The sequence below is a fragment of the bacterium genome, assembly GCA_019912885.1.
Taxonomy (GTDB): Bacteria; Lernaellota; Lernaellaia; order JACKCT01; family JACKCT01; genus JAIOHV01.
Genome location: JAIOHV010000168.1, coordinates 1 through 5,304 on the forward strand (window position 1 = coordinate 1; position 5,304 = coordinate 5,304).

Sequence of the window (5,304 nt, forward strand, 5' to 3'; positions counted from 1 at the left end):
AATCGCGCGTGCGCGAGCGTCATTCGGCGCTCTCCCCTTCGGCGGGGGCGGTTGCGCCTGGAACCGGAACGGGAATCGCGGCCCCGGCGTCCGCGCCGGCAGGCGTTACCGCGGGCGTCGGCGCAGCCGACGGCGGCGGGAGCTTGGCGATCTCCTCGTTCGTCAGCGGAATCGGCGCGATCAACGACGGGTCCGCCGCCAGCCTCCGCATCGCCTCATCCACGGGGATCCGATAGCGGCCGGCGCGATCGTCGAAACGCTGGTAGCTTCCGAGCACCTCGCGGGCCGTTTCCGGATTCATGGGCGTCAGCAGATAGACCGGCGCCGCCTCCTTCGCCTTCAGCGTGTACGTCGCGGTCGCGTGGTGCAAAAGCACCATCGCGATGCCCGAACCTCCGACGATGAAGCCCATGACGACGAGGGCGATCAAAAGGAAATGGAACGGAAGCGGATCGGGCTCGTAGCCGAGCTTCACGTGGTCTTCCGCGGGCGGCACGTCGTCGCGCTCCACATGCGGATGCACGAGCTTCTTCGCGAAATTGATGCTCGGTTTCACGTTGACCGCCGCGTTCCACGGCTGATCCCAATCGGGATGCCGGGGTTCTTCGGGATTCGCGTTCTCGGTGCTCATCGTATCCTACACGTTCTCGAAGCGAAGCGACTCGGCGAGCCGGGGATCCTTCGCCGGCACGACGCGCGCCCGGCCAAGCGCGAATCCGAATCCCGCGAGATACAATCCGCCGATGCCCACCAACGTCGTCAGGTCGAGCAGGTGCGGCGAAAAGCCCGAGGCGTGGTGCGTCGGCATGACGAGCCAATGGATATCGACAAAGTGCATGATCAACATCCACGCGGCCAGAACGGTGAGCGTCGCGTTTTTTCGCTTCAGGTCGCGATTAAGCAAGATCAGGAACGGCAGGCCGAAATGCCCCACCATCAGCGCGATCGTCACCACGCGCCAGGATCCCGCAAGGCGCGCCAGATACCACACCGTCTCCTCGGGGATGTTCGCGTACCACATCAGCATGAATTGCGAAAACGCGATGTATGCCCAAAAAACGGTGAACGCGAACAGCAGCTTGCCGAGATCCTGCATGTGCTCGGGCGTGACGACGCTCGTCAGGGGGCCGTTCGTGCGCAAGCGGACGACGAGAATCGACATCGTCGCGAAAACGCCGATGAGGCAGCCGGCGAAATAGTACACGCCGTAAATCGTCGAATACCAGTGAGGATTCAGCGTCATCATCCAGTCGAGGGCGGCAAAGCTCATCGTCAGGCCCAGGAACACGATCGCGGGGCCGGACACCACCTGCAGGCGGCGCGTGATGCCGAAGTCGCCGGAATCGTCCTGCCTGACCGAGCGGCGATAGAAGTAGCGAAGGATCAGCGTCCACACGGCGAAATAGACGAACGCGCGGACAAAGAAGAACGTCGCGTTCAGATAAGGCGCCTTTCCCGCGAGCAGCGGATCGTGCGCCACCACGTCCGCGTGCGACCAGTGATAAAGCTCGTGCAGGCCCAGAGCGATCGGCGCGAACAGCAGCGCGAACAACGGCAGCGGATACGCCAGGTTTTCGGCGACGCGCCTGACGACGACGCTCCAGCCCGCGCGCGTCACGTAGTGGAACAGCACCATGAAAAGCGCGCCGAGCGCGACGCTAAGGACGTACATGAACGCGACGAGCCACGAGAAATAGAACTGCGCCGGGTTCGCGAAGCCCAGAACGATCGACACGGCGACTCCCGCGACGCCGATGCCGCCCGCGATGACGGGAAGGCGGCGCCAGCGGCTGTCGTTGGGAAGCCGGGTCTCGATATCGGTCGGCGTATGCGCGGCGTGTTCGCTCACGGGGTCCACCCTCGCTGGTCCTTGATGTCGTCGGGAACCTCGTCGATCGTCGCGGACGCGGAACGCTGCAACGCGCGGACGTACGCGGCGATCGCCCAGCGGTCGGCCACGGGAATCTGCGCCGCGTAGGCCGGCATGTTCCGCACGCCGTGCGTGATGACGTTGTAGAAGTAGCCGACGTCCTGCTGCAAAAGCCTCGGGTCCGTGAAGCTCGGCGGCGGCAACATGCCGCGCGCGATCACCACGCCGCGCCCGCTGCCGGTGGCGTCATGGCACGGCGTGCAATAGATCGCATAGCGATCGCGCCCGCGCTCGAGAAGGGCGAGCGTCAGCTCGATGCCGTCGGGCAACCGCTCGATGAAGCGTTCGCCGTCCTTGCCTTCCCAGTAGGCGTCGTCGTCTTTCAGAAACCCGCGCGGAACCGTGCCCTCGACGGGGGGACGCATGGCGCGCCCGTCCGCGAAAAAGCTGCTGGGCTCCTGCATGTCGTAGCGGGCGACGTTGTCCATGTTCCAGTTCGGATGGACCGGCGGCTTGCCGGAGAACTGTCCCTGGCATCCGGCGAGCGCGGCGAGTGCAAGGCCCGCGGCGCAAAAAAGGGCGGCGAAGCGGCGCGTCATGCGGCCTCCTCGACGCGATGGATCGTCGCGCCCATGTCGACGAGCCATTTCACCGTCTCCTCGCCGCGGAATTTCGGATCGTCCGCGTCGATGCTGATGAAGAACCTGTCGTCGGTGACGCGCTCGAAGGCGTGAACCGCGAAAAGCGGGTGATGAAAGCGCGGCAACCGGTTGAAGTGCAGCATTCCGAACACGGCGCCGAGCGCGCCGAACAGCACGCCGATCTCGAAGGTGATCGGCACGAATGCCGGCCACGAGAAAAACGGCTTGCCCGCGATGACAAGCGGCTGCGCGACGGCACTGGCCCACCACTGCAACACCATGCCGCCGGCGGCGCCGGACAGGCCGCAGACGAGCGTGACCCACCCGACCTTGGAGCGCGAAAGGCCCATCGCCTTTTCGAGTCCGTGAACGGGGAAGGGCGAGTGGGCGTCCCAGTTCGCGAATCCCGCGTCGCGAACCTTCTCGCAGGCGGAAAACAGGCCGTGCGTCGTTTCGAATTCGGCCAGGACGCCGATGAGCCGGACGGGATGGGCGGTCATCGTCCGCCTCCGTGGGCATGGGCGCCGTGCGGGTTGGCGCCCGGCAGCACGGTCTTCACCTCGGCCATCGCCACGATCGGCAGGAAACGCACGAACAGGCAGAACATGGTGAAGAACAGGCCAAAGCTCCCGACGAGGCAGGAGATATCCCAGAACGTCGGCGAGAAGTAATCCCAGGACGAGGGCAGGAAGTCCCGGTGAAGGCTCGTCACGATGATGACGAAGCGTTCAAACCACATGCCGATGTTCACGAAGATCGACATCACGAAAAGGATGGGGATGCTCGTGCGCGCCTTTTTGAACCAGAAGATCTGCGGCGAAAGCACGTTGCACGAGATCATCGTCCAGTAAGCCCAGGCGTAGGGCCCGAAAGCGCGGTTGACGAAGGCGAACTGCTCGTACGGGTTGCCCGAGTACCAGGAGATGAAAAACTCCATCCCATAGGCGTAGCCGACCATCATGCCCGTCACAAGGATGATCTTCGCCATGTTCTCGAAATGGCGGATCGTCACGATGTGCTCGAGATTGAACGCCCACCGGGCGATCACCATCAGCGTGATGACCATGGCGAAGCCCGAAAAAATCGCGCCCGCGACGAAATACGGAGGGAAGATCGTCGTGTGCCAGCCGGGCAGCACTGACACCGCGAAGTCGAACGACACGATGCTGTGGACCGAAAGCACGAGCGGCGTGGAAAGGCCGGCCAGCAGCAGGTACGCCTTTTCGTAGTTCAGCCAGTGCCGGTTCGACCCGCGCCAGCCAAGCGCGACGACGCCGTAGAGCACCTTGCCCGCGCGGTGTTTGGCGCGATCGCGCAGCGTGGCGAGGTCGGGGATGAGGCCGGTGTACCAGAACAAAAGGGACACCGTGCCGTAGATCGACACCGCGAACACGTCCCACAAAAGCGGGCTGCGGAAGTTCGGCCAGACCGACATCTGATTCGGAATCGGGAACAGATAGTAAGCCAGCCACACGCGGCCGACGTGAATGCCCGGGAATGTCAGGGCGCACATGACGGCGAAGATCGTCATCGCCTCGGCGAAACGGTTGATCGACGTGCGCCACTTCTGCCGGAACAGGAAGAGGATCGCGGAGATCAGCGTGCCCGCGTGACCGATACCGACCCAGAAGACGAAGTTCGTGATGTCCCACGCCCAGCCGACCGGGATCATCAGGCCCCAGATGCCGACGCCCTCCCAGAACAGATAGCCGATCGCCACGCCGAACCACGCGAGCATCGTGATCGAGACGGCGAACAGCACCCACCACGCCTTGGGCGTCCGGGTTTCCGTCGGACGGCAGACGGCTTCCGTGACCGCGGAGAACGATTGCTCGCCGAGAATCAGCGGGTGGCGCCCGTCGATCGGGTCGTACGCCTCGGTGTTCTCCGGAACGTATCGTTCCATGGTGCGGACTTCTGTCGCCATGTCCTATCCCAGCGCCGGGTTCGGGTTACGGATCTTCGCCAGATACGTCGTGCGCGGCCGCGTGTTGATCTCCGCCAGCATCGCGTATTCGCGCGGCAGGGCTTTCTTTTTCGCCACGCGCGAGGTCTTGTCGTTGATATCGCCAAAGACGATCGCGTTGGTCGGGCAGGTCTGCGCGCACGCGGGGACGATCGCGCCGTCAGGCACCACGCCGTCGCCGTGCGCCTTCGCGTCGATGCGCGCGACCGAAATCCGCTGAACGCAGTACGTGCATTTCTCCATGACGCCGCGGAACCGCACCGTGACATTCTGGTTGCGCTGCATCTTCGAGAGCTCCGGGTCGTCCGGATTCTTGTTGTACGGCTCTTTGTTGTAGGCGAAGTAGTTGAAGTGCCGCACCTTGTACGGGCAGTTGTTGCTGCAATAGCGCGTGCCGATACAGCGGTTGTAAGCCATGTCGTTCAGGCCGTCGGGGCTGTGCGCCGTCGCCGCGACGGGGCAGACGCTCTCGCAGGGCGCGTTTTCGCACTGCATGCACGGCACCGGCATCAACGAGGCGGAGGGGTTATCCGTCGAACCCGAGAAGTAGCGGTCGATGCGCAGCCAGTGCATTTCGCGGCCGTATCCCGCGCGCTCCTTGCCGACGATCGGGATATTGTTCTCGGCCTGGCAGGCGACGACGCAGGCGTTGCAGCCTGTGCAGGCCGTCAGGTCGATGCTCATGCCCCACTGCTGGCCCTTGCCGTAGTCCACCGGGTCGTCCCACAGGGCCGTCAGCGGCGGATGCTCCACCATCTCCCTGGCGAAGTGCGGCTCCTTGACGAATTCCTCAAGCGTGCCCTCGCGAAGAAGCGGCCGGCCTTCCA

Annotated in this window: 6 protein-coding genes; all 6 read right to left on the reverse strand. The window is 64.2% G+C overall.

From position 1 onward, the window contains the following. Positions 1 to 19: 19 nt before the first annotated feature. Positions 20 to 631 (reverse strand): hypothetical protein, encoded by a 612-nt coding sequence (locus tag K8I61_14595; protein ID MBZ0273264.1) that lies wholly within the window; start codon positions 629 to 631, stop codon positions 20 to 22. A gap of 6 nt (positions 632 to 637) precedes the next feature. Beyond that, complete coding sequence (locus K8I61_14600; GenBank protein MBZ0273265.1) at positions 638 to 1,849, reverse strand: hypothetical protein; 1,212 nt, start codon at positions 1,847 to 1,849, stop codon at positions 638 to 640. Further along, positions 1,846 to 2,469, reverse strand: coding sequence for a cytochrome c (locus K8I61_14605; protein ID MBZ0273266.1), 624 nt, complete (start codon positions 2,467 to 2,469; stop codon positions 1,846 to 1,848). Before K8I61_14605 ends, K8I61_14600 begins: the two co-directional genes overlap by 4 nt. Then, positions 2,466 to 3,011 carry a DUF3341 domain-containing protein gene (locus K8I61_14610; protein MBZ0273267.1) on the reverse strand — a complete coding sequence of 182 codons (546 nt, stop codon included), beginning with the start codon at positions 3,009 to 3,011 and terminating at the stop codon, positions 2,466 to 2,468. Before K8I61_14610 ends, K8I61_14605 begins: the two co-directional genes overlap by 4 nt. After that, on the reverse strand, positions 3,008 to 4,417 hold the full coding sequence (gene nrfD, locus K8I61_14615) for a polysulfide reductase NrfD (protein MBZ0273268.1): 1,410 nt from the start codon (positions 4,415 to 4,417) through the stop codon (positions 3,008 to 3,010). Before nrfD ends, K8I61_14610 begins: the two co-directional genes overlap by 4 nt. A gap of 24 nt (positions 4,418 to 4,441) precedes the next feature. Continuing rightward, positions 4,442 to 5,304: 4Fe-4S dicluster domain-containing protein (locus K8I61_14620; protein ID MBZ0273269.1), on the reverse strand; the 863-nt coding region annotated here is incomplete at its 5' end.

What these genes read in the sequence shown, in the direction of transcription:
- K8I61_14610 (MBZ0273267.1), bottom strand. Translation starts at nt 3,011, where the DNA reads ATGACCGCCCATCCCGTCCGGCTCATCGGCGTCCTGGCCGAATTCGAA.
- K8I61_14605 (MBZ0273266.1), bottom strand. Translation starts at nt 2,469, where the DNA reads ATGACGCGCCGCTTCGCCGCCCTTTTTTGCGCCGCGGGCCTTGCACTC.
- nrfD (MBZ0273268.1), bottom strand. Translation starts at nt 4,417, where the DNA reads ATGGAACGATACGTTCCGGAGAACACCGAGGCGTACGACCCGATCGAC.
- K8I61_14595 (MBZ0273264.1), bottom strand. Translation starts at nt 631, where the DNA reads ATGAGCACCGAGAACGCGAATCCCGAAGAACCCCGGCATCCCGATTGG.